At 60.9% G+C, this 23275-nt stretch carries 30 protein-coding genes and 1 tRNA gene; 18 read left to right on the top strand and 13 right to left on the bottom strand.

Annotated elements, in window-relative coordinates:
• Positions 1 to 113 precede the first annotated feature (113 nt).
• The 3 genes from ABNU55_RS12570 to ABNU55_RS12560 are packed head-to-tail and all read left to right on the top strand — an operon-like array spanning position 114 to position 2712.
• Positions 114 to 1445, top strand: a complete 1332-nt coding sequence (locus ABNU55_RS12570; RefSeq protein WP_290753783.1) for a serine hydrolase domain-containing protein — start codon at positions 114 to 116, stop codon at positions 1443 to 1445.
• 11 nt (positions 1446 to 1456) lie between these two features.
• On the top strand, positions 1457 to 2224 hold the full coding sequence (locus ABNU55_RS12565; RefSeq protein WP_290753780.1) for a molybdopterin-binding protein: 768 nt from the start codon (positions 1457 to 1459) through the stop codon (positions 2222 to 2224).
• On the top strand, positions 2221 to 2712 hold the full coding sequence (locus ABNU55_RS12560; protein WP_290753777.1) for a hypothetical protein: 492 nt from the start codon (positions 2221 to 2223) through the stop codon (positions 2710 to 2712). The genes ABNU55_RS12565 and ABNU55_RS12560 overlap by 4 nt, the downstream gene beginning before the upstream one ends.
• Here the strand turns inward: ABNU55_RS12560 and ABNU55_RS12555 are convergent.
• The gene (locus tag ABNU55_RS12555) at positions 2699 to 4384 is read right to left on the bottom strand and encodes an FAD-dependent oxidoreductase (RefSeq protein ID WP_290753774.1); all 1686 of its coding nucleotides are present in this window, start codon (positions 4382 to 4384) and stop codon (positions 2699 to 2701) included. The two genes, ABNU55_RS12560 and ABNU55_RS12555, sit on opposite strands and share 14 nt — an antisense overlap.
• A gap of 81 nt (positions 4385 to 4465) precedes the next feature.
• Here ABNU55_RS12555 and ABNU55_RS12550 point away from each other — a divergent pair, with 81 nt between their 5' ends.
• From ABNU55_RS12550 to ABNU55_RS12530, 5 genes are all read left to right on the top strand, one after another.
• Positions 4466 to 5242 (top strand): enoyl-CoA hydratase, encoded by a 777-nt coding sequence (locus ABNU55_RS12550; protein ID WP_290753771.1) that lies wholly within the window; start codon positions 4466 to 4468, stop codon positions 5240 to 5242.
• A gap of 89 nt (positions 5243 to 5331) precedes the next feature.
• The gene (locus tag ABNU55_RS12545) at positions 5332 to 5670 is read left to right on the top strand and encodes a hypothetical protein (protein WP_290753768.1); all 339 of its coding nucleotides are present in this window, start codon (positions 5332 to 5334) and stop codon (positions 5668 to 5670) included.
• 37 nt (positions 5671 to 5707) lie between these two features.
• A complete protein-coding gene (locus ABNU55_RS12540; protein ID WP_290753765.1) occupies positions 5708 to 6241 on the top strand; it encodes a hypothetical protein in 534 nt (177 codons plus the stop codon).
• Positions 6242 to 6328: 87 nt separating this feature from the next.
• The gene (locus ABNU55_RS12535) at positions 6329 to 7543 is read left to right on the top strand and encodes an acetyl-CoA C-acetyltransferase (RefSeq protein ID WP_290753761.1); all 1215 of its coding nucleotides are present in this window, start codon (positions 6329 to 6331) and stop codon (positions 7541 to 7543) included.
• Between the two features lie 45 nt (positions 7544 to 7588).
• Positions 7589 to 7675: transfer RNA gene (locus ABNU55_RS12530), tRNA-Leu, on the top strand.
• A 16-nt stretch (positions 7676 to 7691) separates the two neighbouring features.
• On the opposite strand, the gene ABNU55_RS12525 is transcribed toward ABNU55_RS12530, so the two are convergent.
• From ABNU55_RS12525 to ABNU55_RS12510, 4 genes are all read right to left on the bottom strand, one after another.
• Positions 7692 to 8027 carry a hypothetical protein gene (locus ABNU55_RS12525; protein WP_290753758.1) on the bottom strand — a complete coding sequence of 112 codons (336 nt, stop codon included), beginning with the start codon at positions 8025 to 8027 and terminating at the stop codon, positions 7692 to 7694.
• A 120-nt stretch (positions 8028 to 8147) separates the two neighbouring features.
• The gene (locus ABNU55_RS12520) at positions 8148 to 8804 is read right to left on the bottom strand and encodes a hypothetical protein (RefSeq protein ID WP_290753755.1); all 657 of its coding nucleotides are present in this window, start codon (positions 8802 to 8804) and stop codon (positions 8148 to 8150) included.
• Positions 8805 to 8867: 63 nt separating this feature from the next.
• Positions 8868 to 9266, bottom strand: coding sequence for a hypothetical protein (locus tag ABNU55_RS12515; protein ID WP_290753752.1), 399 nt, complete (start codon positions 9264 to 9266; stop codon positions 8868 to 8870).
• Between the two features lie 12 nt (positions 9267 to 9278).
• Positions 9279 to 9611: a hypothetical protein gene (locus ABNU55_RS12510; RefSeq protein WP_290753749.1), complete on the bottom strand. Its 333-nt coding sequence runs from the start codon at positions 9609 to 9611 to the stop codon at positions 9279 to 9281.
• Positions 9612 to 9741: 130 nt separating this feature from the next.
• Here ABNU55_RS12510 and ABNU55_RS12505 point away from each other — a divergent pair, with 130 nt between their 5' ends.
• Both ABNU55_RS12505 and ABNU55_RS12500 read left to right on the top strand, forming a co-directional pair.
• A complete protein-coding gene (locus ABNU55_RS12505; protein WP_290753747.1) occupies positions 9742 to 10518 on the top strand; it encodes a Crp/Fnr family transcriptional regulator in 777 nt (258 codons plus the stop codon).
• Between the two features lie 93 nt (positions 10519 to 10611).
• Entirely contained in the window at positions 10612 to 11007 is a 396-nt protein-coding gene (locus ABNU55_RS12500) for a hypothetical protein (protein ID WP_290753744.1), read from the top strand.
• A 167-nt stretch (positions 11008 to 11174) separates the two neighbouring features.
• On the opposite strand, the gene ABNU55_RS12495 is transcribed toward ABNU55_RS12500, so the two are convergent.
• Together ABNU55_RS12495 and ABNU55_RS12490 are read right to left on the bottom strand one after the other, a co-directional pair.
• Positions 11175 to 12401, bottom strand: coding sequence for a Glu/Leu/Phe/Val dehydrogenase (locus ABNU55_RS12495; RefSeq protein ID WP_290758364.1), 1227 nt, complete (start codon positions 12399 to 12401; stop codon positions 11175 to 11177).
• 39 nt (positions 12402 to 12440) lie between these two features.
• Positions 12441 to 13232: a response regulator gene (locus ABNU55_RS12490; RefSeq protein WP_290754679.1), complete on the bottom strand. Its 792-nt coding sequence runs from the start codon at positions 13230 to 13232 to the stop codon at positions 12441 to 12443.
• A 168-nt stretch (positions 13233 to 13400) separates the two neighbouring features.
• Here ABNU55_RS12490 and ABNU55_RS12485 point away from each other — a divergent pair, with 168 nt between their 5' ends.
• The 3 genes from ABNU55_RS12485 to ABNU55_RS12475 are packed head-to-tail and all read left to right on the top strand — an operon-like array spanning position 13401 to position 15884.
• Entirely contained in the window at positions 13401 to 13571 is a 171-nt protein-coding gene (locus tag ABNU55_RS12485) for a NepR family anti-sigma factor (RefSeq protein WP_290754681.1), read from the top strand.
• Positions 13572 to 13579: 8 nt separating this feature from the next.
• The gene (locus ABNU55_RS12480; RefSeq protein WP_290754683.1) at positions 13580 to 14182 is read left to right on the top strand and encodes a sigma-70 family RNA polymerase sigma factor; all 603 of its coding nucleotides are present in this window, start codon (positions 13580 to 13582) and stop codon (positions 14180 to 14182) included.
• A gap of 43 nt (positions 14183 to 14225) precedes the next feature.
• The gene (locus ABNU55_RS12475) at positions 14226 to 15884 is read left to right on the top strand and encodes a sensor histidine kinase (protein WP_290754685.1); all 1659 of its coding nucleotides are present in this window, start codon (positions 14226 to 14228) and stop codon (positions 15882 to 15884) included.
• Here the strand turns inward: ABNU55_RS12475 and ABNU55_RS12470 are convergent.
• From ABNU55_RS12470 to ABNU55_RS12460, 3 genes are read right to left on the bottom strand one after another with little or no spacing between them, the layout of a single operon-like run.
• A complete protein-coding gene (locus ABNU55_RS12470) occupies positions 15881 to 16687 on the bottom strand; it encodes a metallophosphoesterase (protein ID WP_290754687.1) in 807 nt (268 codons plus the stop codon). The two genes, ABNU55_RS12475 and ABNU55_RS12470, sit on opposite strands and share 4 nt — an antisense overlap.
• Positions 16687 to 17541 carry a diacylglycerol kinase family protein gene (locus ABNU55_RS12465; protein WP_290754689.1) on the bottom strand — a complete coding sequence of 285 codons (855 nt, stop codon included), beginning with the start codon at positions 17539 to 17541 and terminating at the stop codon, positions 16687 to 16689. The genes ABNU55_RS12470 and ABNU55_RS12465 overlap by 1 nt, the downstream gene beginning before the upstream one ends.
• Positions 17538 to 17804, bottom strand: coding sequence for a Rho termination factor N-terminal domain-containing protein (locus tag ABNU55_RS12460; RefSeq protein ID WP_290754691.1), 267 nt, complete (start codon positions 17802 to 17804; stop codon positions 17538 to 17540). Before ABNU55_RS12460 ends, ABNU55_RS12465 begins: the two co-directional genes overlap by 4 nt.
• 101 nt (positions 17805 to 17905) lie before the next feature.
• On the opposite strand from ABNU55_RS12460, the gene ABNU55_RS12455 reads away from it, so the two are divergent.
• Positions 17906 to 18163, top strand: a complete 258-nt coding sequence (locus ABNU55_RS12455; RefSeq protein ID WP_290754693.1) for a hypothetical protein — start codon at positions 17906 to 17908, stop codon at positions 18161 to 18163.
• A 156-nt stretch (positions 18164 to 18319) separates the two neighbouring features.
• Here the strand turns inward: ABNU55_RS12455 and ABNU55_RS12450 are convergent, their stop codons facing one another.
• The gene (locus ABNU55_RS12450) at positions 18320 to 18463 is read right to left on the bottom strand and encodes an entericidin A/B family lipoprotein (protein WP_290754695.1); all 144 of its coding nucleotides are present in this window, start codon (positions 18461 to 18463) and stop codon (positions 18320 to 18322) included.
• A gap of 145 nt (positions 18464 to 18608) precedes the next feature.
• Here ABNU55_RS12450 and ABNU55_RS12445 point away from each other — a divergent pair, with 145 nt between their 5' ends.
• The 4 genes from ABNU55_RS12445 to nusG all read left to right on the top strand — a co-directional run bounded on the left by ABNU55_RS12445 (position 18609) and on the right by nusG (position 20734).
• Complete coding sequence (locus tag ABNU55_RS12445; RefSeq protein ID WP_018146859.1) at positions 18609 to 18782, top strand: DUF1328 domain-containing protein; 174 nt, start codon at positions 18609 to 18611, stop codon at positions 18780 to 18782.
• 145 nt (positions 18783 to 18927) lie between these two features.
• Entirely contained in the window at positions 18928 to 19806 is an 879-nt protein-coding gene (locus tag ABNU55_RS12440) for an SMP-30/gluconolactonase/LRE family protein (protein ID WP_290754698.1), read from the top strand.
• Between the two features lie 142 nt (positions 19807 to 19948).
• Positions 19949 to 20164, top strand: coding sequence for a preprotein translocase subunit SecE (gene secE, locus ABNU55_RS12435; RefSeq protein WP_119377900.1), 216 nt, complete (start codon positions 19949 to 19951; stop codon positions 20162 to 20164).
• Between the two features lie 24 nt (positions 20165 to 20188).
• The gene (gene nusG / locus ABNU55_RS12430) at positions 20189 to 20734 is read left to right on the top strand and encodes a transcription termination/antitermination protein NusG (RefSeq protein WP_290754701.1); all 546 of its coding nucleotides are present in this window, start codon (positions 20189 to 20191) and stop codon (positions 20732 to 20734) included.
• A 26-nt stretch (positions 20735 to 20760) separates the two neighbouring features.
• Here the strand turns inward: nusG and pgi are convergent, their stop codons facing one another.
• Together pgi and pgl are read right to left on the bottom strand one after the other, a co-directional pair.
• A complete protein-coding gene (gene pgi, locus ABNU55_RS12425) occupies positions 20761 to 22308 on the bottom strand; it encodes a glucose-6-phosphate isomerase (protein ID WP_290754704.1) in 1548 nt (515 codons plus the stop codon).
• Positions 22309 to 22321: 13 nt separating this feature from the next.
• Positions 22322 to 23026 (bottom strand): 6-phosphogluconolactonase, encoded by a 705-nt coding sequence (gene pgl / locus ABNU55_RS12420; protein WP_290754706.1) that lies wholly within the window; start codon positions 23024 to 23026, stop codon positions 22322 to 22324.
• Between the last annotated feature and the right edge of the window lie 249 nt (positions 23027 to 23275).

Here is a 23275-nt window from a genome sequence, read left to right as displayed (position 1 = left end):
TTTACTGGTCTGGTGGCACTTCACCTTCAGAAACGCGGGGGTTGAAGAGGAGGTTGCTTCAGTGTGGAAAATGGCGCTTGGTGCAGTCGAAAAATGTAAGTTAGGAAACGGTCATGAAGCGCAATTTCACGGTGTCTGGACGGTGCATGGGCGGTGCACTGGCGGTGTTTCTGGCGAGCGCTTTCAGCAATGTCGCAGAGAGCGAGCCGCAGGCCCAACTTTTCCCAGAGACGTCAGCCGAAAGCGCGGGGTTCAGCGAACAGGGCCTTGCGGCACTCGATGAGCGGCTGGCTGGCTATGTTGAAGCCGGCCAGGTCGCAGGGATTGAGGCGATGCTGGTGAAGAACGGTGAGCTCGTCTATTCTTCGGCCCACGGTCTGCGCGATGTGGAAGAGCAGGTTCCGCTGGGTGAGGACACAATCTACCGCATCTACTCCATGACCAAGCCGATTACCGGCGTCGCGTTGATGCAGCTTTATGAGCAGGGCAAGTTTCACCTGAGCGACCCCATCACAACGTACATCCCGGAATTCGAGAACCTGATGGTTCTGGACGGTACGAATGAGGACGGCTCGCCGAAACTTGTGGAGATGAAAGGCTCTCCCACCATGCGTGACCTGATGAGCCATACGGCAGGTTTCGCGTATGGGCTTGGCGGCCAGGACTACGCGAATGAGCAGTTTCGCGAGAAGCAGGTCCTGCGTTCGCCGGACATGCAGACGATGATCGACAAGGTGGCCGAGATTCCACTCCTCTTCCAGCCGGGTGAGCGCTGGTCCTATTCGGTGGCCGTGGATATTCAGGGCTACCTGGTCGAGCAGTTCTCGGGGATGAGTCTTGGCGACTATCTCGAAAGCAACGTCTTCGCGCCGCTTAACATGGACGATACCGGCTTTTACGTCGCTGAGGCCGACTATGACCGGCTTGCCGACATCATGTACTATTCCGACGAGGCAGGCCGCTTCATTCCTATAGATAGCGAGACTGTGCAGTTCAGGAAGGACACGGTTCCTTTCGAGTCGGGTGGCGGTGGTCTGGTCTCCACGATCGATGACTATGCGCGCTTCTGTCAGATGATGCTGAACAAGGGTACGCTCAATGGACACCGGATCCTGCGACCCGAGTCGGTCGATCTCATGACACTAGACCAGCTTCCCTCTGGAATGGGTATCAGCTTCGATGGGACGAAGCGCGCTCCGGAGGAGGGCGAGCCGCATAAGTTCGGTTTCAATTTCGGTCTGATCACCGATCCGGAAGCAATGAACAGCCCTGCGGGCACCGGCACCTATTACTGGGGCGGGGCCGCTGGCACCTGGTTCTGGATCGATCCGGAGAACGACCTGTTCTTTATCGGCATGATCCAGCGCTTTGGCGCAGATCCGGAGGTGTCATTCGAACCGCGGGCGGACTCCATGCGTCTGGTCTATGAAGCGCTGCAGCCCTGAAGAGAGATTTCATGACGACACCCAACGCCGCAATCTGCCTTATCGGCGATGAGCTTCTTTCCGGGCGCACGCGCGACATCAATGTGCAGCAGATCGCCGGATTCCTGCGCCCCTTTGGTATTCCGATTGAAGAGGTACGTATCGTACCGGATATACATTCGCGTATCGTCGAAGCCGTGAACGCGCTGCGCGAAGGATACACCTATGTCTTCACAACGGGCGGGATCGGGCCGACGCATGATGACATCACGGCCGATGCCATCGCAGCAGCGTTCGGCGTCGGCATCGACAAGCATCCAGAGGTCATGGCGATGCTTCAGGCGCGCTATGACGAGATGGGCACGGAATTCACCGAAGCGCGCCAGCGTATGGCCCGGATTCCGGATGGCGCGAGCCTCATCGAGAACCCGGTTTCAGGCGCGCCGGGCTTCCAGACCGGAAATGTCTTCACCCTGGCGGGTGTCCCATCCATCGTTCAGGGCATGCTGCAGGACGTCGGCCACCGGCTGGAGCATGGCCGGGTCGTCAACGCAAAGACCGTGCGCGTGCCGGGCCTGCGCGAAGGCGATATTGCCGAGACGTTGAGCGCTCTGGACAAGGATTTCGACGAGGTGAGCTTTGGGTCCTATCCCTGGTTCCGGTCCGTCAGCGATCATGGGGTCTCGCTGATCGCGCGCTCTGCCGATGACGATGCTCTTGCACAGGCGGCTGACCGTCTGATCGAACTGGCGAAGTCTGCAGGCGGTGAAGGCGAGCTTATTGAGGGGGAGGCCGGTTGAGCCGCCCCTTTCTTGCCCGCCTGCCGGTCATTGCGATCGCTGGCATCGCCATGCTTGCGGCCGGGGCCTGTTTCGGCCTCACGGCCCCTGCCATCGATGGCACGCTGCTCGATCTGATCTGGACCGGCCCGGCAGCTGAGGCGCGCCTTGCGGAAATGGATCAGGCCAGCCGGACGGCACATTTCTGGACAACGCTGATCATCGACACGGCCTATCCGCTTGCCTATGGGGCTTTCCTGGCGGGGCTCGCGGCCCGTTTTGCGCCGGCGCGGTTTGCCCGGCTTGCCATGGTGCCGGCGGCTCTTGTGGTCCTGCTAGACCTTGTGGAGAACACCGCGCAGATGATGGCGCTCAAGGGGGCAGGGGATGTGCTCTGGCTGAAGACCTTTGTGACCCCGGCGAAGTTCGGCATGTTCGCCGCCGCCGCCCTGCTGGCTGGCATATTGGGACTGTTGGCGCTGGCGCGGTTTGCGCTCAGGAATCGCTAGTTCCAGAGGTCTCGCCGAGCGCGCGGTGAATGTCGCTCACCACGACCGAGCCTTCACCGACGCTGGAGGCGACACGTTTGACTGAGCCGATGCGCACATCACCCACGGCATAGACGCGCGGCCAAGAGGTCTCATACCGCGTCGGCATCCGGTCCAGCGTCCAGCCCGCGCGGACAAGGTCCAGATTGGAGAGGTCCGGGCCCGTCTTCACGAAGCCCTTCTCATCGCAGCTCATATGTTCCGGCAGCCAGTCGGTGAAGGGCTGGGCGCCGATAAACAGGAACACAAATGGAATGTCGCGCTCGCGTCTCTCGCCCGATTTGCGGTTGTGAAAGGTAGCGCGCGTCAGGCGGTCCGTAAGTGCGTCGTCTGACCCTGTGCCATGCAGTGCCTCTATCTCGGTTTCGGGATGGAGATGGATGTTCGCCGTCTCCTCTAGGCGCCGGACGAGATATTCCGACATCGTTTCCCTGATATCGGGGCGCCTGTAGAGCACGTGAACATTGCGCGCCGACTGGCTGAGGAAGACGGCGCCCTGACCGGCCGAATTACCTGCGCCGACGATACAGACATCCTGCCCGCCGCAAAGCTGCGCTTCCATCGGCGTTGCGCCATAATAGATGCCGCGCCCCTCAAAGCGTTCGAGGTTCTCGATCGGCAGGCGCCGGTACTGCGCGCCGGTCGCGATGACCACGGCGCGCGATTTGAGTTTGCGGCCATCCTTGAGCGAGAGGCAATAATCATTGCCCTCGCGCGAAAGGTCTATGGCGGTGGCGGGCGAGGCGATACGTGCGCCGAATTTCTGGGCCTGGATCGCGGCGCGGCTGGCAAGCTCACGCCCTGACACGCCCATGGGAAAGCCGAGATAGTTTTCGATCTTCGACGAGGTCCCGGCCTGACCGCCCGGCCCGTCGGTGTCGAGGGTGACGACGCTGAGGCCTTCGGAGGCGGCATAGACAGAGGCGGCAAGGCCCGCAGGGCCTGCGCCCACCACGACGACGTCGACGCAGCTATTGTCCGGGACAAGATCGAGGCCAAAAGCGTCGGAAAGCTCTCCGACATCGGGGCGTGACATGATCTTCGAGCGTCCGCGGATGACGACCGGCAGGTCGGCCGGGTCAATATCGCGCGCCTCGATGATGCGCCTGGCCAGCGGGTCGGTTTCCGGATCGAGCCAGCGATGGGCGATCATATGTTTCGACAATGTATCACGGGCGACGAAGACATCGCGGTCATGGGCATCCCCGATCACGATGACCGCGCCATGGGAGGAGTCATGCGCAAAGACGCGCCGGGCCGTCATTGTGCGAACGAAAATGTCTGAAAAATGAGAGTTTTCAACAAGAAGGCGCTGGAAGTTGCTGTGCGAGATGTGAAGCACTTCGCCGGCCTCGCCCATCTCGACCCGTGACAGCGAGGCCTGGCCGCTCAGCACGGAGATGTCACCGGCAAACTGTCCGCGCTCCATCCAGCCGACCCGTTTTTCGCCCATCGGGGTTTCGACCAGAATATTGGTATGGCCCGACAGGGTGATAAGGCAGTCGCCCGCCGCATCGCCTTCATCGATCAGCTGCTCACCCGCCTCATGGAAACGGACCTCACCGAAAGCCATGAGACTTTTCAGTTCAGCATCCGAGAAGGTGAAATTCACGTCGGCGGGTGGCTTACCCATGGTCTGGCCTTGGCGTTTGGATGTCGTGCGGTTTAAGTCCTAGCCGCGAAACAGAACAAACGCCATGGAGAGGAATTCCAGATGTCCGAGAATATCGTCCGCGTCGAAAAAGACGGCCCCGTAGCCATTGTCACGCTGAACCGCCCCGACGCGCTGAACGCGCTAAGCCGCGCGATGCGCAGCGAGATCGTCAAGGCGTTCACAGAGCTGTCGAAGGATGACAGCGTGCGGGCGGCGGTCCTGACAGGCGAGGGACGGGCGTTCACCGCTGGCATCGACCTCAAGGAGGCCGGTCAGACCGGTTTCGCGCTTGGCGCCGATGGCGGCGACATCGATCTTGCCAAGGGCCTCGCCGCGTTTCCGTGGCCGATCATCGGCGCGATCAATGGCTTTGCCATCACTGGCGGGTTCGAACTGGCGCTGATGTGCGATGTGCTGCTGGCGTCGGAGAATGCAAAATTTGCCGATACGCATGCGCGCGTCGGTATCGTGCCGGGCTGGGGCCTCAGCCAGAAACTGCCGCGTATGATCGGCACCAGCCGGGCCAAGGAACTGTCTTTCACCGGCAACTTCCTCGACGCCGACACGGCGGAACGCTGGGGGCTGGTCAACCGGGTCTACAAGGCCGATGAGCTGGTGCCGGCGGCGGTGAAGATGGCCCATGACATGGCAAGCTGCGACCCGGTCCTTCTGCGCAAGTACAAGGCGCTGATCGATGACGGGTTTGCCACGACGTTTGGCGATGCGATGAAGATGGAAGTCAAACGCTCTGCCGAACATGCCCAGAGCGTGACCGCCGACAGTGTCGAGCAGGCCCGCAAGGCGGTGACCGAGCGCGGACGCGGCCAGAACAGCTAGGACAAGGCCGGCGCAGATTGGCAGGCGGCATCTTGGAAACTGTGAAAGACACTCCAATTTGGAAGGACACACCTGTCCTGGAGAATCCAATGTCCCATCGTTTCGTGCTCGCCTGCCTGGCGCCCTTCGCACTTGCTGTTCCGGCAGGTGCCCAGATTGCTACGAGTAATGAAAACGGGGCGACCGGCGCCTATAGCGATGAGATCGACTCCTCCTTCACCTCTGAAGGCCGCTTCGGCCCGCGCACGGCGCTGGACGATCTGCGCGCCGATGTCGACCGTGACCGCGAGGCGATGGAGCGCCTGCGGCAACGCCAGCAGAAACTGCGCGATGCCGTTAACGCTGACGACCGCGAGACGCTGATCGACAATGGTCTGCCGGTCCCGATCACCGAGGGTGACCTCGCCATTGCAGAGGACGAGGAATAGGCGGGAACCGGATGGCGCTGGCCGGTGTTGATCGGCCATGCCAGACAGTACACGCCGCATCGCCCGTCTTTCCATCCTCGCCAGTGCTGCCAGCCTTTGTGTGCTGACCGCAGCCGCCCAGTCAGCTGGCACCTATGTCGCCAATGGAAGCTATTCCAGCGACTATGAAGTCAGCAGCTGGAGCACGGCCGACCGGGCGCGTGGCGGCGACTATCTGCAGCAGGCTTACCGGGCGTCCGACGAACTGCTTGGCGGGCCGGTCGCCCAGCCGGGCGAACCTGTCTTTGCCGCTGAGCAATATGTGCTCAATGACGATTTGCGCCGGGCGAGCTATACGGGCGGGGCAAGCGCCACCCGCGGACAGTCTGAGACTTCGCGGCCCCGCGCGGGTATGCGGGTTGAGACCATGTCCGGCCTGGAGCTTGGATCTGTGGCCGTGGTCCAGGCTGGCGCGAATGGCGAAATCGAGGCGGTGTGGGTGAGAACGCTGTCCCAGGGCGCGCCAAATCTCGTTCAGATAGAGAGTGACCGTATCGAGGTGAGCGGCGAGCGTCTTCGCGTGATGGGCTGATCCAGCGCACCTCAATTAAGCGATCCCGGGTTGCATGCCGCCGCCAGATTGGCTGTATGGCACTCTAAATCCCGGGAGGAATCAAAAATGAGAGACGTCGTTATCTGTTCGCCGCTGCGCCTGCCTGTGGGCGGCTTTGGTGGGAGCCTGAAATCAGAGCAGGCCCATGACATGGCGTCCTTCATTGTCGCGGAGCTGATGAAGCGGACCGGCGTGCCGGCCGAAGCGGTCGAGGACTGCGTTTTCGCGCAATGCTATCCGTCCATGGAAGCCCCGGCGCTTGGCCGCGTGGTGGCGCTGGATGCAGGTCTGACCACGGGCACGGGCGGCATCCAGATCGACCGCCGCTGCGGCTCCGGCCTGCAGGGCGTGATCTACGCCATTATGCAGATTGCGACAGGCGCCAGCGATGTGATGATTGCGGGTGGCGCGGAAAGCATGTCGAACGCGCCCTTCTTCTCCACCCATATGCGCTGGCAGATCAAGGGCGACGGCCTGATGCTGCATGACGGCCTCACGCGCGGGCGCTATACGGCCGGCGGCAAGTATCATCCGGTCGAGGGCGGCATGATCGAGACGGCGGAGAATCTGCGGCGCGACTATGACATCTCGCGCGAGGCGCAGGACGAGTTTGCCTATAATTCGCACATGAAGGCGGCGGCCGCGCAGAAATCCGGCAAGTTCGCCAATGAAATCGTTCCCTATACTGTGAAGGGCCGCAAGGGCGACACGGTCGTCGAGAGCGATGAACATGTGCGCCCGGACTCCTCTGTGGAGAAGCTGTCCACGCTGCGCGCCCTTCGCGGCAAGGTTGACCCGGGTGCGACGGTCACGGCGGGCAATGCCTCGGGCCAGAATGATGGCGCCGCGGCCTGTATCGTCTGTACGCGCGAGGCGGCCGAGAAATACGGCCTGAAGCCGCTGGCGCGGCTTGTGTCCTGGTCGGTGGCCGGTGTCGGCCCGGAAGTCATGGGCATTGGCCCGGTGCCGTCGAGCCAGAAGGCGATGGACCGTGCGGGCCTTAAACTCTCCGACATTGATGTCATCGAGCTCAATGAGGCGTTCGCCTCGCAGGTGCTCGCCTGCACCAAGGCGCTTGGCTTCAAGGATGAGGATTATGAGCGGCTGAACCCGAATGGCTCTGGCATCTCGCTTGGCCACCCTGTGGGCGCGACGGGCGTTCGGATCCTGACGACGATGCTGTATGAGATGGAACGCCGCGAAGCGCGCTATGGCCTGGAGACGATGTGTATCGGCGGCGGGCAGGGGCTTGCGGCAATTTTCGAGCGCGTGGCAGACTAGGCCGGTCGTTCAGGGGCAGGGCTGCCGGGCAGCTCTCCCGACAGTGCGGGCGTGGCGAAATTGGTAAACGCAAGGGACTTAAAATCCCTCGGCCGTATGGCCTTGCCGGTTCAAGCCCGGCCGCCCGCACCAAGTCTCCGGTCTATATTCAGGAAATGGCGGTGGTCTGCGCAGGCTCCGCGCCCAGCACGGAGCCGGTCAGCTGCGCCTGGCATTCGGGCAGAGTCTCAAGCGTATCGCTGTCGAGAATGATGGCTGAATTTGGCTGGCCGGACCGCTCGGAAAAGAGAGGGAGGGCGTACTGGCCCGTCTCTGTGCCAAAATCGCTGCGGACCGGGATGAGCGGTGTGCCCGCGCGGCAGGCTTCGCCGGCCTGCTCGATCTGCGTGGCGGTCAGGTGCAGCTCACCGGCCGAAGCTGGCGCAGCGAAAATCGCGGCGGCGGCGGCGGCAAGCGAAGCGGACAGAAAGATACGAGCGGTCATCGGTCAGACAAGGTTGAATTGACGTTGAAGAAAGAACGCCGGTTCGCGAGGCCGGTTCCGCCATTTGTGCGCCGTTTAACCAAGTCTCCACTCTTTGTCCGGCCCGGCTGATTCGCTGTCTCAGGCGGTCCGGACCAGGATGAAGACAAATACCGAGTACAGGCCTGAAAGAACGGCGAATTTTGCCACCGCTGCCAGGACGAAGGGGCGCAGGTCGTGCCAGCTTGTCTGGCGGGCAATGGCAGAGACTTCCTCTGCGATCTCCCGCGTCATGTCATCCATCTTGTGGCCCGAAAGCGACAGGATGATGCGGGTGGTGCGGCCGGTCTCGAACGCTTCGGCTTCGGCGAGGACCTGTTCGAAGACGAGGGCGGCGACGGTTTCACCGACGGCCTTGCGGGGGCGCCAGCCATATTCGCGCAGTTTGGTGAAAACCAGCTTCGCGGTGGGAAAGGTTACGATCATGTCGCGCAGGATGAAGCTGGCCAGCAGGGGAACGGTGATGACGGACAGCACCTTGTGCGGATAGAGTCCCACACGGAAACCAAGCCAGACCAGGATCAGAAGCAGGGCCTTGATGAAGACCGACTGGACGAAGCCGGTAAGGCTTGCGCGCAGATACTCATCGGCGTGGCCGCGAATACGCTCGCGCGCATCGATCGCGGCCTGATGAATGATCTTCTGTTTCCGGCGATTTACGGCACTCGTGATCGCCTTGCGCCCGAGGGAGACCCCGGTCGTCAGTGCGGACACAACAAGAAAGGCCGTCCTCAACATGGGGCGGCCCTTCCGGCGATTGTCCGGCGTGTCGAATGCGGAAAAAAGCGGGCCATTGGCCCGTTAGATCAATTCATCGATCAGCTTTTGCAAGCCTTTCGATGCCTGTGCCGGGTTCGATACAACGAAATAACCAGCGGCCAGTGCAATCGATGCTGCCGCAAGCGGGCGCTTCTCAACAAGGGACTGGATCATGTCGAAAGGGAGTTCCGCCAGCATGTCGGCTGTGGCGCTTTCGAACTGGTCCAGCTCCTCTTCCGTCGATTTTCCCGGCTTGAGAAAAACCAGCGTGCAGATGCAGGCGACGAACAGAAAAAGGCTCGCCACGCAGACGGTCGCCCATAGAAGCCCGATAACGGGAATGAGGGCGATCACGGCAGCGATGGTCAACGTGGTGACGCCGGCGAAGCCAAAAAAGACCGCGCCAGCGCCAGCGATTATTCTGAGTTTTGCGATGTCCATTACAGGAAGGACTTATTTACGCTTCAGGGCAGCGAGAAGGACACCCGTCCCGAATGCGATCCCTATCGAGGCGAGCGGGTTCTCGCGGACCTTGGTTTCGAGGTAATCGCGCGCATTATCAGCTTCCGCACGAGCTTTTGTCGCATACTTTTTCGACTGCTCGACACCGCGGTCATACTCCTGGCTGGAGCGCTCCTTGATGTACTTGCCAGAATTTGTGGCAAGAGACTGGAGATCGTTGCGGAGCTGCGCGATGTCCTCCTTGAGGGAGTCGTAATCGGATGCGGCTGCTTTTGCTGCGGTTTCTGTTGTGCCATTTGTTTTCGTTGAAGTTCTTGTAGCCATTGATAACTCCCAGCGTGAATTCTAATACAGTTCAAGAACGCCAGCGGCTTGCAATCGTTCCTCATCCTGGTGGAATATCGGCATCCGGGCTTTCCCGAGGGATTTTGCGGCACGGGGGTGCACAGGACAGATGAGTGTCTTCAAGAGACGGCTTGGACAATATGTCAGCATCCATGACGAGGCGTGGATAATCTTCGATGAGCTGGAACGCCAGGAGCAGGTCTATCTGCCCGGCGATGAACTGATCACGGCCGGTGACGAGACACGCCGTGTCTTCATTCTGAATGAGGGCTGGGCGATCCGGTACCGGCTTCTGGAGGACGGCCGCCGGCAGATCGTCAACTTCATGCTGCCTGGCGATGTTTTTGATCTGCAGTCACTTGCCGATCTCAAGGCTGATCACTCCGTCACCGCGATTACGCATTGCAACGTCTCTGTGATTCCTTCGGGGATTTTTGTCGACATGCTCAAGGATTCGTCGCGGCTGGCCTCAGCCTTCTGGTGGTCGGCCGTTCAGGAAGAATCCATCCTGCGCGAGCAGATTGTGCGGATCGGGCGGCGCTCGGCGCGCGAGCGGATAGGTCACCTTCTGCTGGAGCTTCACCGGCGCTATATCGGTGCGACGGGACTGGAGGTCGAAAAGCTCACGGTTCCGCTGACGCGGGCCGATATTGCGGATGCGCTGGGACTGACACCTGTCCATGTTTCGCGCACCATGTCGGCAATGCGCCGGTCGGGTCTGATCTCCGAGGGCAGGGGCGGAGAGATCACCATTGTCGACCGCGAGCGGCTTGCGCGCCTGTCGCTTTTCGACATGGATTATCTGCACCTGAAGAAGCTGAACCTTCTGCGCAAGGACGGCAAGAATGGTATTCAGGAAATATCCAGCGGTGTTAATGCAGATTAATGCGGGGCTCCGAAGAGGGGGCTAAGTTTTCGGAAGCTTAGGCCGGAAACAAAAGTGCAAACCACATCGATATCGGACCCGGGACATGTGTCCTTGCTGCAGAGACTGCGGCGGATGGGGCTCGTTCTCATTGGCAACCAGAAGACCGCAGATGCCATTCTGCGGGACGCTTTTAACATGGCTGCGGAAGCGTTTGGTCCACCGGACGGAGCAAGTGAAAGCGACATTTTCAGGCTGGGCTTCGACGCCTTTGACAATGCGGTGCACAGACGTGGCAAACTTGTCCTGCTTGGACGGCCCATGGAAAAGGATGGAAACCTGGCGAGCGGTGTCCACAATCTCACCTATGTCGAACGCCTCTCGATCTCCCTGCTTCTGGTGGAAGAGATGACACCGCGCGAGGCTGCCGTCATGTCTGGACGCCCACCGCAGGTCCTGGAAAAGGCGCTGGTAGATGCTATCAACAAGCTGGACGCTGAAGGATTCTAGACCATGGGTGAGGTCAGCAAACGTGCATCGCGCCTCAAGGGGGCTTTTGGAAAGATCAGACTGGCTGAACCAGACAAGGGACTGGTTCAGGCGTTCCGGAAACTGACAGGGCGTGCCTCAGCCGGCACCTCACGCGCCGATATAAGCGGAAAAACGAAAACGTCCGACTAGGCTTCGAACAGTCCCTGGCCAAGGGCGATGGCGTTGAGGTCGCGAAGAGCACAGAGCAGGGCGGCCTTACGCCAGTCACCTTCACATTCTTCCACGCTGGCGGCGGCCGAGCCAGCCGCCGAGGTCAGGCGATCCCGCCACATGGACTCTATATCGCCGAGCTTGTCGGACCCGCCCTTGCAGAAGCTCAGCCATTCCAGATAGGAGGCCGCGACCCCGCCTGAATTGAAGAGGATGTCCGGACCTACAAGGATGTCTTTTTCGGCGAGCCTGGCATCGGCAGATGGAGTGATTGCCGCGTTGGCGATTTCCAGAACCATCCGGCAATTGAGCTGATCTACATTGTCTTCGGTAATGACATCCGAGATGGCCGCCAGGCAGAGAATATCGGCCCCGACCCCAAACAGGGCATCGGACTCGTCATCATAGTCCAGTTCGCCGTCTTTCTTCTGGCGCGCGACCTTGTCGACATCGAGACCGCTGTCGGAGCGCACCATGCCCTTGCTGTCGGAGATCGCAACCAGTGTGGCGCCTTCTGCGCAGACCTGGCGGGCAAATTCCAGCCCCGCCTTGCCCATCCCCTGAACGGCGACCCGGCAATCTGTCAGATCGAGACCAAGATCGTCCTGTAATTGTTTGAGAATGAAAACCGCGCCGCGCCCTGTAGCGCCCTGGCGGATCTTCAGACCGCCGCTGTCGAGCGGCTTGCCGGTCACCGCGCCATGCGAGCCACTATTATGCGCCGGCTCCAGACCCTCGACCATATACTCCATGTCTTCGGGCGTGGTCGCGACATCTGGCGCAGCGATGTCATTATCCGGCCTTATGATATCGGAAAAAAGCTCGCCATAAGCGATGGCGAGCTGGCGGCGCTCCTTACGCGACAGAGCGCCTGCGTCAATGCGCACAGCGCCCTTGGCGCCGCCGAACGGCAAGTCGAGAAGGGCGCATTTAAGGGTCATCAGAAGGCCAAGGCGATTGACTTCATCCGCCGTGGAGGTGGGCGAAAACCGCACACCGCCCTTTGTCGGCCCCTTGAGCGCATTGTAGCGGCAACGCCATGCCCGGGCAAAACGCGTCTTTCCCTCATCTGTGCGAAGCATGAGCTCGCGCTCTATCAGTTCGCCAGGAAGAGACAGAAGGCGTTTGATTTCCCCGAGATCCGGGTCTGCCTCGACCAGGCGATCAAGACGGGTCACGGCTTGCTCCAGCAAGTCAGACATTCAGATCTCCTTGCTGGAGCTTCATCGCGGGGTAGGGGTTTACTCTGCGGCCACGGACTCTGACGAGGGGTGGAAAAAGAGCGCCTGACCGATAGCCGCCTTGACGGTGTTTTCCTGGAACGGCTTCGGAATGAGATAGGTCGGCTCCGGGCGTTCACCCGTCAGCAGACGTTCCGGGAAGGCGGTAATGAAGATGATCGGCACGTCGAGTTCTTCGAGAATCTCATGCGCTGCTTCGATACCGGAGGAATTGTCTGCGAGCTGGATATCGCAGAGGATAAGGCCCGGCGGATTGGCGCGGGCCATGGCCACGGCTTCTGTATGGGTCGTCGCATTCCCGGTCACTTCATGGCCCAGCTCTTCAACGAGGCTTTCAAGATCCGCTGCGATAACCGGCTCATCCTCAATGATAAGAACCTTGGTCGACAGGGTGGCTTCGATGTCGCTGTGCGCCTTGGCGATCAGCTCTTCAACCTGTTGAACGGTCTTTCCAAGAATCGTTGCCGCCTCGCTGACCTGGAAGCCTTCCAGCGCGGTCAGCAGAAAGGCCTGGCGCTCAATCGGCGCCAGTGACTGCAGGCGGGTTTCGGGGGTGACGGAAGACGCATCCGGGCGTTCCAGGCGGGCGCCGGTGCTGCCCCAGATTACGTGGAAGAAGCGATACAGCGCCTGTCTTGCAGGCAGTTCATCGCTGACCTGGCTTGGGTCCTCGGCCAGGGCTGTCAGTGACGCCCGAATATAGGAATCACCGCTCTCCTGACTGCCGGTCAGCGCGCGCGCATAGCGCCGCAGGAAAGGCAGGTGTGGACCAAATTGCTCGACAAGACTCATGCTAACCCTCGCACATTACGTTTGGTCTATAACTTGTGCTCGTTCCAAAAGTTGCAACCCGCCAGGAAAAAAGTCTGCAGAGGGTGGAACTTTGCGTTCCGACGCGCTTTACACGTACTTAATCAAACTCACCGGGGACTTATGAGCGAAAGAGCGAGTCACATACCGATGGATCATCAATCAAGAGGCGCGGACGACGACCGCGGCCGCAAGCTGCGTCAGAAAAGAATCGGAGACCAGCTGCGGCGCCTCTATGACGAGGTTACAGAGGAGGCCGTTCCCGAAGAGTTTCTCAACCTTCTGGAGCAGGCCGACAACAGCAGCAAGAAACAGAAATAGAGACTGTATTGACCCAGCCGACACTCGACGATCAGGCGTTCAAGACAGAACTCGCCGGGCTGATCCCGCACCTGCGTGCCTTTGCGCGCAGCCTGTGCGGGAATGCCACTGCTGCTGACGATCTCGCGCAGGAAGCCATGCTGAAAGCGTGGAAAGCGCGCGAGAGCTATCAGAGCGGTACAAATCTCAAGGCCTGGACCTTCACCATCCTGCGCAATCTTTTCTATTCGGAAAAACGCCGAAGCTGGCGCCGCCAGCAGCTGGACCCGGAAGTTGCAGAGGCGACGCTGGTGTCCAATGACGATCCTTCGTCTGCGCTTGACCTTCTTGCGCTGCGCACCGGTCTGACGGTTCTGCCGGAAGACCAGCGCGAAGCTCTGATCCTCGTCGGCGCCGGTGGGCTCTCCTATGAGGAAACAGCGGAAATATGCGGATGTGCGGTCGGCACGATCAAGAGCCGCGTGAGCCGCGCCCGCAAGGCGCTCGCTGAAATCATCGAGAATTCCAGCGGCGGATATGCCGGGGATGGCAAGCTGCGCGCCTCCGAAGCTTTCGATGACATCATGAAACAGGCCGACGAGCTCTCCAGTGGATCATCCGCCGACGTCTGAAACCAGAACAGGACCCAAAAGGGGCTCTCTCCGGCTGCGATTGTTGATCACGATCGCAGCCGCATTGACTCCAATCCTGCTCTTTGCGGGGTTTCGCTCCTATCTCAACGCGCAGGACGCCCGCGCCGAACGGCGTAACACGCTGATCGAGATATCCGACCGCGCGATCGACGAGGTCGAGCAGCTTCTCTCGACGGTCGATACGCTGCAGCAGATCTATGAGGCCGACATCGTCGGGGGCGATTGCCGCGGGGTCTATGCCACGCTCTCGCCGCGCGTCCCCCAGCTTTCCAATATCGTCTATTTCAATGCGGACGGCGTGTCGGAATGCTCGGCCCTGCAGGAGGCGGGGACGCCTGTCGCTCAGCCCGAAGCGTTTGAGCTCCTGCGCCGGGGGCAGACCAAGGTGCGCACGGATGCGTTTTTCGGGCCGCAGAGCCAGACCTGGTTGTTTTCAATCATGCGGCGCGTGGAAGGCCCCGACGGACAGTTCCGCGGCGCCATGGCATTTCCGCTGCGCACAGATGAACTGATCCGCACCATCCGTCTCACCAATCTGCCAGAGGATGTGGAGCTTGCTCTCTCAGACAGCGCGGGCCGCGTATTCGGCAGCGCACGGATTTCAGGCGTCGATGCTGAACGGATCGAGCGGGCGACGGGCGATGAGGATGGTGAACTCTTTGTCCTCTCGACGCCGGGCGAAGCGGCCATGGACGTCGTGGTGCGCTCCATCGTCGATGACAGGATCTATGCTGTCATTTCCCGGCCTTCGCCCGGTATGATCAGCGAATTCACGCTGCAGCCGCTGGAGTCGGTGGGGATTCCGCTGCTTTCCTTTACGCTGGCGCTGATCGCGGCCTGGCTGGCGGTCGACAAGCTGGTGCTGAAATGGCTCTCGCGCCTTCGCCGTCTGGCGCTCATTTATGGGGAAGGCCATTATAATTTCCGCATCGGCAATGAGTTCGACAATGCGCCGGATGAAATCCAGTCCTTCGCGCAGACTTTTGACCGTATGGCCAACCGGATTGCTGAACGCGACAGCTCGCTTCGCTCTGCCATCGCCACGCGGGACTCGGCGGTGAAGGAAATCCATCACCGCGTGAAGAACAATCTGCAGATCGTGGCGAGCTTTCTGAACCTGCAGCGCCGTCAGGTGTCTGATCCGGCTGCGCGCAATGTGATTTCGGCCGCCCGTCACCGCATCGATGCCCTGTCGATCGTTCACCAGACGCTCTATCAGCATGAGCGGCTGGAGACGGTTCACATGCAGCCCTTCCTGGATGCGCTCCTTTCGCACCTGGCCGGGGCGCTGGGCATGGATGAGATCCATGTCACCATCAAGCAGGAAATCGCCGATATCGACCGGCCGGCCGATGACGCCATCCCGATTGCGCTCTTCCTTCTGGAGGCCGTCACGAACGCGATGAAATACGCCTTCGGAGAAGAGGGCGGCACGATCCTGGTGCGTCTGAAGGAAGATGGCGACGACATCATCCTGTCCGTCATCGATGACGGCTTCGGCGAAGAGCAGGACGATTCGAAGACGGCAGGCTCGACGGGTCTCGGCTCGCGTCTCATGACAGCGTTTGCCAAGCAGCTGCGCGCGGAGATGAGCTCTCACTCAGAACCTGGCAAGGGCTACAAGGTGGAGCTGCGTATGCCGGCCACTGAGCGGGAAATGAAGACCGGGACCACGTTCTAGTCGATCTCGACGTGCGTTTCCTTGCGGACGAAGTCGGGTGTCAGGACGTGCGGCTTCATCGGCACGAACCGGTCGCCATGCAGGTTGAAGATGGTGACCACGCAATCCCTGCCAGAAATATCGATCAGATTGAAGCTTGCCGGATTATTGCGAAGCCGGGTCGAGAGTGTGCCGGCGGACACCGCGATATAGGCATGGTCCTCATGGTCCACGACGGTCACCGACGGGGAATGCACATGCCCGGTCAGGAGATACCGGAACGGGCTCTTGGCAAGGCGGCGGCTGGCCCGTCTGCCGCGACGTGTCGCCGTGCGCATTGGTGCGTCGGGCGGGGACAGGAAAGGGTGGTGGCAGATCAGGAAGGCGGTCCTGTCTTCCGTCGCGTTTTCGGTCGAAATTGCCTCTTCCAGCTGTTCCAGATTGACTGAGCCCTCGGCCCAGTTCTTACGCGTCTGCCAGCCGCGCGAGGTGTTGATGCCGGTCAGCAGGGCGTTGTCCAGGACGACCGGTTGGCTCAGATCCTCGAAATAGCGGTCATGCCGCTCAAAAGGGGAGACGACGCGCTCATAGATGTTGAGAAGCGGGGTATCGTGATTGCCGGCCACGACGAGCCGGGGCAGGTCGAACTTGTCCAGCCACTCACGCGCGGCGTCGAATTCCTCGCGCTTGCCCCGCTGTGTCAGGTCTCCGCAGACAGCAATGGCATCCGGCCCGATGGAGTCCATCGCGTCCTCGAAAGCGGCGAGCGCGCGCGGGTTTTCCGTGCCGAAGTGAATATCGGCGATCTGGATGATTTTGGACATCAGACTTTCGCGCTGATCGCGCGACCTGCTTTTGCGATACGGGTGAACCTAGTCCCCGACTTAAGACGAACCGGTTCCCCATCCAGCGTTGCGCGCAATTCGTGGCCGCGCTCATGATGGAGGGTAATGGAGCGCACATGGCCGGACGTCACCCCGGCGGCATTGCGCCAGTCATCGAAGAGGGCGCTGAAACCGGCGGCGGCAAGCTCGATCGGGTTGTCGGGGTCGATCACCGCAAATTCCAGCTCGGTTTCCTCCTGTGTCCCGACAAATACGGAGACAGCCGTGGCATAGCCCGTCTCTGGCGCGGTATCACTGCCGTCCAGCTCATAGGTCATGGTGGTCCGCAGATCGAGCAGGTCGCTACCGGAGAGAGCCTGGATGGCTTCAATCAGGTGGCCCTTGCGCATGGCTTCGCGCGGACCTGTAAGGTCTGTCAGATTGCCAGCCATGGCCGCGACATAGAATGTCCGGTCGCCAGCTTTGCCAGCCGGCACATCTATCTCCACGCCGTCAGAGAGGCCTCGCTCAAGGCATTCGCGCCATTCGCATGGCCCGCCATGAATCTGTTTGTGGAAAAGGTTCATCGTACCGCCGGGGAGCGGCAGGATCGGCGGCCCGTCCGGGCCTGCATTTTCAAAGGTACAGGCCACTGTGCCATCACCGCTCCAGACGATCACCAGATCGGGCGATGACTCCAGACACGCCTTGATGGGCCCGGCAATGTCATCGCCGTCCAGCAAAGTAATTGTCGGGGTGTGGCCAAGGCCCTCAAGGACTGTCTCAATCTCGCTGGCGGCGTCTTCTGGTACGCTGCCGGAGCGCGGATTGATCAGGACTGCGATGTTGCTCATCGACTCTCCCGGAGGGCTGAGATGAGCTCATCCTTCGTCATGTCGGAGCGCCCTTCGATGTCCAGTTCGCTGGCGCGGTCATAAAGGTCATCCTTGGTCCAGTCCTCATAGGGCGGGGACTCTCCCCCCTTCTTAGATGGTTTCTGGTCCGAATTTGCCTTTGCGTTTGCGATCCTGGCGGCCGTTGACTTCGAATAACCCTCGTCGATCAGCGCCTCATATGTCTCGTCATCCTTGATGGATGAACCGTGATCCTTGGCCATGATGTCCTTCATCTGAAATGAAAATCTGTGTCATTCGAACGTCATGTGATGATTTTCGTTCCAGATCGGGAACCGCCGCCTTCTGGCGGCGTATGGTGAACATGGTTCGGAAAGACATCCCCTCTTCAGATAGCTATGTCCCAGCGGTCGGACCGCTGGGCGACCTCGCAAGCGTCTTCAGGCGTCTGGGCGGCCTCTCACGCCTCGATGTGGTCTGCTCGATGATCGGAGTAGGCTGTGTGGCCTTCTGGTCCTGCCTGCGGAATGGCAAGCGCAAGGCGGTAAACGTATCGATCCGTCCCACTGTATATTTGCTTTCCTACATTCCTGCCGAAAACAAGATCAGCGAAACCGCTTGAACTCCTTTCGTCCGTAGCGGGACGGAATGGTTGGCGTATTGTTTCCTCCTGCAATCAGATGAACCGCGAGAACGACGCGCACAAAAAAATGCGCGGCCACCAGAAGGGGCCGCGCATCGAATTTTTATCATGAGCTGAAGATCAGGCAGCTGAAGATCAGGCGCCTGCGTCGTTCGCCGTGTCTTCAATTGCTTCGCCGGTCGCCTCGACGTCTTCGCCAGCACCTTCAACAGTGTTGCAGGCTGCGGCGGCAAGGGCGAGCAGGCTGAATCCGGCTACCAGAAATGGGTTCTTTTTCATGATTGAAATCCTTTTTAGTCGCGGACCAGATGCAACGCTGGTCAAACTTCGGGGTTCCGAAAATAATTTGCGGAACTGACCGGCGCTATTCTCCGTTTTTCCTGCATCGGCGCTTGGCCGTAGGTAAACAAATTAGGAGATCAACATGCTCGGTTGGGCACTTACTTTCTTCGTTCTGGCGATCATCGCCGCCGTCTTCGGTTTTGGTGGTATTGCCGGTGCATCCGCAGGGATCGCGCAGATCCTCTTCTTCATCTTCCTCGCACTGCTCGTGCTGAGCTTTGTCGCTCGCGCAGTCAGAGGCCGAAGCGTCCTGTAGACAGGACAAATCAGATTTTTGACAAAAAGGCGATGCCAGAACGGTGTCGCCTTTTTTCATGTCTGGAATATCCGCCACAGAAGAGGGCTTCCGCCTTGGAAAGCAGCGGCTTTTGAATCGCCACGAATGCGACTAGAGGGAAGGGATGACGCCAACCGATCCCCAATGTGTTGCCCCGACCAGCTGCCTGCTCGGGCAGAGCCCCGTCTGGAGCGCGAGTGAGGGCCTGCTGTTCTGGGTGGATCCCAACCGGGCGAAGCTGCACCGCTACAAGCCCAAGACCGGCAATACGCGCCGGTATGACCTGCCGATCAAGGCCAGCGCGCTCGCCATTGCGGGCGGCGAGCTCTTAATGGCCGGGGGGCTGGAAATCGGCATATTTGATATCGAGACCGAAGATTACCGGCAGGTGGCCCGGCTCGAGGGCGATCCAAAGGCGCTGCGCATCAACTGCGGCGGGGCCGCGCCGGATGGCAGCTTCTGGTTCGCAACGATGGACAGTGAGGAAAAGGCCGCGCGGTCGACCTGGCACCGGATAGATACGGGCAGGAAGATCACGCAGCTGAAGATTCCGCCCGTGATCATTCCGTCCACGGCCTGTTTCTCGCCGGCTGGTGACGTTTTTTACACGGCAGACACCACCGAACAGGAGATCCTGTCCTTCGATGTCGGCGAAGGCGGCGCGCTCAGCAACCGGCGTGTCTTCTGCACGACAAGCGCGGGCGCGGGCTATCCCGATGGCAGCGCGGTCGACCGGGATGGATATCTCTGGAATGCCGAGTGGGATGGTGCGCGCATCGTGCGCTACAGGCCTGACGGCGCAGTCGACCGGGTGATCGCGATGCCAACGGTCCGACCGACGGGCTGCTGTTTTGGCGGCGATGATATGAGGACGCTCTATGTCACGACGGCACGAACGGGCCTCACCTCATTCCAGATGGACACGCAGCCCTTTGCCGGCAGCCTGTTTGCCATCCGCACCGCGTCTGCGGGGCTTCAAGTGGCCGAATGGAAGGGCCGATAGACACAGGCGGGGAGGGGCCTCGCTGCTTGCGCGGCGAACTTCCTGCACCCACATGCCTTCACAATCACTGCAATGGAGAGTATGGCGGTTGACCGATACGGTCGAGACCGTGACAAATCCCCGGACTTTCAGGACGTAATTGATGGCCGACAAGGACAAGAAGAAAAGCGTGGACCCTGTGACCTTCGCCCGCCAGGTCGAGGCGGAAGGCCGCAAGGTGACCTGGACGTCACCGCAGGAAACCGTGCAGGCGACCATCATGGTCGTGATCATGTCGATCATCGTCGCCCTGTTTCTGTTCCTCTCCGATCAGGTCATCGCCATCCTGATTGGTCTGATAACCGGTCTCGGCGCCTAACAGTTTTCAAGGAGTGCCCCGCCCATGGCCGAGGCCAAATGGTATATCGTTCACGCCTATTCCAACTTCGAGAAGAAGGTGGCGCAAGTCATTCGCGACCAGGCGAACCTGAAAAACCTTTCCGACCTGATCGAAGAGATCGAGGTTCCGACCGAGGAAGTCGTGGAAGTTGTCCGCGGCAAGAAGAAGACCGTCGAGAAGCGCTACTTTCCGGGCTATGTCCTGATGAAGGCGCAGCTGACAGACGATGTCTATCACCTGGTGCGCGACACGCCGAAGGTTTCAGGCTTTCTCGGTGCCGAAGGCGGCAAGAAGCCGCTGCCCGTCCCGCAGCGTGAAGTCGACCGTATCCTCGGCACGGCTGATGAGCCGGCAGCCGAACGTCCGCGTCCGCAGATCTCCTTCGAGATCGGTGAGCAGGTGCGCGTCAATGAAGGCGCGTTCCAGGGCTTTGAAGGCGGCGTGGAAGAAGTCGACGAGGCGGCAGGCCGCCTGAAAGTGTCGGTGTCCATCTTCGGGCGCGCGACGCCGGTCGACCTCGAATATTCTCAGGTCGACAAGATCACCTGAGGGGCCTTTCCCGGTAAAATCAGGCGTCAGGACCGTATCTGGGCAATCAGCTTGGCGGTAATGGCGTCGCTTACCTGACGCTCACCGCGCAGGGCCGGCTTCAGCTTGCCCGCCATCGTCTTGCCGCGCTCCACACCCCACTGGTCGAAGCTGTTGAGCCCCCAGAGCTTGCCCGCGAGGTAGGTGCGGTGCTCGAACAGGGCGATGAGGCTGCCGAGACGGTATGGCGTCAGGCGCGGCGCGTGCATGATGGTCGACGGCCGCCCGCCTGCGTGAACTTTCTGCGCAGCGATTTCGAGCGGCAGGTGCGGTTCGTCTGCCTGCACATCGGCAAGGGAGCGCCCATTGGCGAGGACTTCGGCCTGGGCTAGCGCATGCGCGGTCAGGCCCGTGACGCCGTCCAGCTCATCGGTGGCGCCCGGAGCGATTATGAATTCAGCCGGTACCATGGATGGGCTCTGATGCAGCCACTGGTGATAGGAATGCTGGCCGATGGTGCCTTCACCGCCCCAGAGGAGCGGCGCTGTGGCTTCTGAGACGGCGTGCCCATCCGGGCGCACGCTCTTGCCATTCGATTCCATCTCAAGCTGCTGGAGATAGGCCGGCAGCAGTCGCAGGCGGCGGGAATAAGCGAGCAGCGCGCGCGCCCCGAAGCCAAGGACAGAAGCGTTCCAGTAGTCGAGCAGGGCGAGCCGGATGGCGAGATTGTCTGCGATGTCGGCTCTCTCGACATGCTTGTCCATGGCTTCCGCGCCGGCGCGGAAGTCTTCCATGACATCGCTTTGCAGGGCGATGGAGCAGGCGAGCGATCCCGCAGACCAGATAGAAAACCGTCCGCCAATCGATTCGGGCAGGTCGAGGAGCAGACCTTCTGCGCCGTCCAGCCAGTCGGTCGCGCGGGCCGGGTTGGCGGTGACGAGGGCGAAGTGTTTTGCCCAGTCCTTGCCGACGCCAGCGCGGACCCAGTCGCGGGCCCGGCCAAGATTGTAGAGCGTTTCCTCTGTCCCGAAAGATTTGGAAACGCCGACAACGAAGGTGCGCGCAGGGTCGAGGCCGCTGAGGGCGAGGTCGAGGTCCAGCGGGTCAAGATTGGCGCAGTAGCGAAGGTCGATATCGTCGCGGCGCTTGTCCTCAAAGGCGTCGGCGATCAGGCGGGGGCCGAAATCGGAGCCGCCAATGCCGATATGGACGATGGTGTCGAAACGCTCCCCGCTGGCGCCCTTGCGGGTGGCCCAGGCGATTTCCTGGGCAAGGGTTTCAGCCGCGAGCACGGACTGGCGCACCTGCTGGGCCTCTTCGGTTTCGGGGTGGGCGGCGCGCAGGGCCCAGTGCAGGGCGGCGCGGTCCTCTGACGTGTTTACCTTTTCGCCATCGAACAGGGAGGCGAGCGCGCCCTTGAGATCATGCCTCTCAGCCAGAGCGAAGAGGGCGGCGGTGGCGTCCGTGTCGAGATAGTGACGCGACAGGTCCACAGTCCATCCGGCAGCCGACAGCGGCTTTGTCGCGGCCCGGATGCTCAGTATCGTCCGAAAAGGCAGGGCGCGCAGCCGTTCGGCGTGGTCGGTGAGGGTCATGTCAGGCCTTGTTTCAGGAACTGGAGAAGATGGTGAGCGCGTCGCCGGCTGCCTTGCGCATCAGCGTAACCGGATGGGAGCGGTCCTGGCGCTCATAGACGGCGCGCTTCTTCTCGCCATTGAGGAGGAGAAGGATGTAGCGGGCCCGCGCCACTACGGGCAGGGTGAGGGTCATTCGCAGCGTATGTTCGCCTGTGATCTTGGTCTTCGGCGCGTCGATGGCAGCGACATTGAGCGGATTTTCCGGGTCGAGGGCGGTGTCGATCCCCTCGGCATCGGCAAACCAGGACAGGGTATGGCCGTCGGCGCCCATGCCGAGCACCATGACATCGACAGGCGAGGTTAGCGGCCGGTAGAGGGCATCGACCTCTTCCTGCGCATCGAATGGCGAGGCATGAGAGGTCTTCATGGAAACGAATTTCGCCTCGGCGGCCTGGTTCTGAAGCAGGGTCTCACGCACCAGCCGTTCATTCGAGGCGTCGTGATCGGCGGGCACCCAGCGCTCATCGGCGAGGCCGACACTGACGCGGGACCAGTCGAGATCGAGCTCGGAAAGCTGCTGATAGACCGGCCCCGGCGTGGAGCCGCCCGAACAGATCAGGCTGGCCTCGCCCCGGCGCGCCAGGGCATCGGCGAGGCGGGTCTCTATCCAGTGCGCCGCATCGGTCTGCAGCGTCTCCGGGGTGCCGAAAGTGTGGAAGGCGGTTGTCTGGCTCATTGGGCGCAGGGAGACCCCAAGCCCCATCCCTGTCAAGAGCCAAGCGGTCCGCCTGCGTTGGAATTGTCATGGGTGCTTGAAAGCACGCGCGCGCGTGTGTATGTCGCCCGCTTCAACGGGAATCAAAGGCCCGCTGGCACAAGGAACCTGAAACCCGTCCGGCGGGCCGGACAGTAGCGAGAGGAGGCCGCGTTATGGCCAAAGAGAAGTTTGCGCGGAACAAGCCGCACGTAAACATCGGCACGATCG

The organism is uncultured Henriciella sp. (assembly GCF_964005855.1).
Classification (GTDB): domain Bacteria; phylum Pseudomonadota; class Alphaproteobacteria; order Caulobacterales; family Hyphomonadaceae; genus Henriciella.
This window is presented reverse-complemented; position numbering and strand designations above follow the sequence as displayed.

Excerpts from the sequence above, each read along its gene's own strand:
- ABNU55_RS12510 (WP_290753749.1), bottom strand. The coding sequence starts at position 9,611 with ATGGCTACAAGAACTTCAACGAAAACAAATGGCACAACAGAAACCGCA.
- ABNU55_RS12520 (WP_290753755.1), bottom strand. The coding sequence starts at position 8,804 with ATGTTGAGGACGGCCTTTCTTGTTGTGTCCGCACTGACGACCGGGGTC.
- ABNU55_RS12570 (WP_290753783.1), top strand. The coding sequence starts at position 114 with ATGAAGCGCAATTTCACGGTGTCTGGACGGTGCATGGGCGGTGCACTG.
- pgl (WP_290754706.1), bottom strand. The coding sequence starts at position 23,026 with ATGAGCCAGACAACCGCCTTCCACACTTTCGGCACCCCGGAGACGCTG.
- ABNU55_RS12465 (WP_290754689.1), bottom strand. The coding sequence starts at position 17,541 with ATGAGCAACATCGCAGTCCTGATCAATCCGCGCTCCGGCAGCGTACCA.
- ABNU55_RS12550 (WP_290753771.1), top strand. The coding sequence starts at position 4,466 with ATGTCCGAGAATATCGTCCGCGTCGAAAAAGACGGCCCCGTAGCCATT.
- ABNU55_RS12540 (WP_290753765.1), top strand. The coding sequence starts at position 5,708 with ATGCCAGACAGTACACGCCGCATCGCCCGTCTTTCCATCCTCGCCAGT.
- ABNU55_RS12490 (WP_290754679.1), bottom strand. The coding sequence starts at position 13,232 with ATGAGTCTTGTCGAGCAATTTGGTCCACACCTGCCTTTCCTGCGGCGC.
- ABNU55_RS12565 (WP_290753780.1), top strand. The coding sequence starts at position 1,457 with ATGACGACACCCAACGCCGCAATCTGCCTTATCGGCGATGAGCTTCTT.
- ABNU55_RS12515 (WP_290753752.1), bottom strand. The coding sequence starts at position 9,266 with ATGGACATCGCAAAACTCAGAATAATCGCTGGCGCTGGCGCGGTCTTT.
- ABNU55_RS12450 (WP_290754695.1), bottom strand. The coding sequence starts at position 18,463 with ATGAAAAAGAACCCATTTCTGGTAGCCGGATTCAGCCTGCTCGCCCTT.
- ABNU55_RS12445 (WP_018146859.1), top strand. The coding sequence starts at position 18,609 with ATGCTCGGTTGGGCACTTACTTTCTTCGTTCTGGCGATCATCGCCGCC.
- ABNU55_RS12440 (WP_290754698.1), top strand. The coding sequence starts at position 18,928 with ATGACGCCAACCGATCCCCAATGTGTTGCCCCGACCAGCTGCCTGCTC.
- ABNU55_RS12460 (WP_290754691.1), bottom strand. The coding sequence starts at position 17,804 with ATGGCCAAGGATCACGGTTCATCCATCAAGGATGACGAGACATATGAG.
- ABNU55_RS12495 (WP_290758364.1), bottom strand. The coding sequence starts at position 12,401 with ATGTCTGACTTGCTGGAGCAAGCCGTGACCCGTCTTGATCGCCTGGTC.
- ABNU55_RS12505 (WP_290753747.1), top strand. The coding sequence starts at position 9,742 with ATGAGTGTCTTCAAGAGACGGCTTGGACAATATGTCAGCATCCATGAC.
- pgi (WP_290754704.1), bottom strand. The coding sequence starts at position 22,308 with ATGACCCTCACCGACCACGCCGAACGGCTGCGCGCCCTGCCTTTTCGG.
- ABNU55_RS12545 (WP_290753768.1), top strand. The coding sequence starts at position 5,332 with ATGTCCCATCGTTTCGTGCTCGCCTGCCTGGCGCCCTTCGCACTTGCT.
- nusG (WP_290754701.1), top strand. The coding sequence starts at position 20,189 with ATGGCCGAGGCCAAATGGTATATCGTTCACGCCTATTCCAACTTCGAG.
- ABNU55_RS12535 (WP_290753761.1), top strand. The coding sequence starts at position 6,329 with ATGAGAGACGTCGTTATCTGTTCGCCGCTGCGCCTGCCTGTGGGCGGC.
- ABNU55_RS12470 (WP_290754687.1), bottom strand. The coding sequence starts at position 16,687 with ATGTCCAAAATCATCCAGATCGCCGATATTCACTTCGGCACGGAAAAC.
- secE (WP_119377900.1), top strand. The coding sequence starts at position 19,949 with ATGGCCGACAAGGACAAGAAGAAAAGCGTGGACCCTGTGACCTTCGCC.
- ABNU55_RS12555 (WP_290753774.1), bottom strand. The coding sequence starts at position 4,384 with ATGGGTAAGCCACCCGCCGACGTGAATTTCACCTTCTCGGATGCTGAA.
- ABNU55_RS12525 (WP_290753758.1), bottom strand. The coding sequence starts at position 8,027 with ATGACCGCTCGTATCTTTCTGTCCGCTTCGCTTGCCGCCGCCGCCGCC.
- ABNU55_RS12455 (WP_290754693.1), top strand. The coding sequence starts at position 17,906 with ATGGTTCGGAAAGACATCCCCTCTTCAGATAGCTATGTCCCAGCGGTC.
- ABNU55_RS12485 (WP_290754681.1), top strand. The coding sequence starts at position 13,401 with ATGGATCATCAATCAAGAGGCGCGGACGACGACCGCGGCCGCAAGCTG.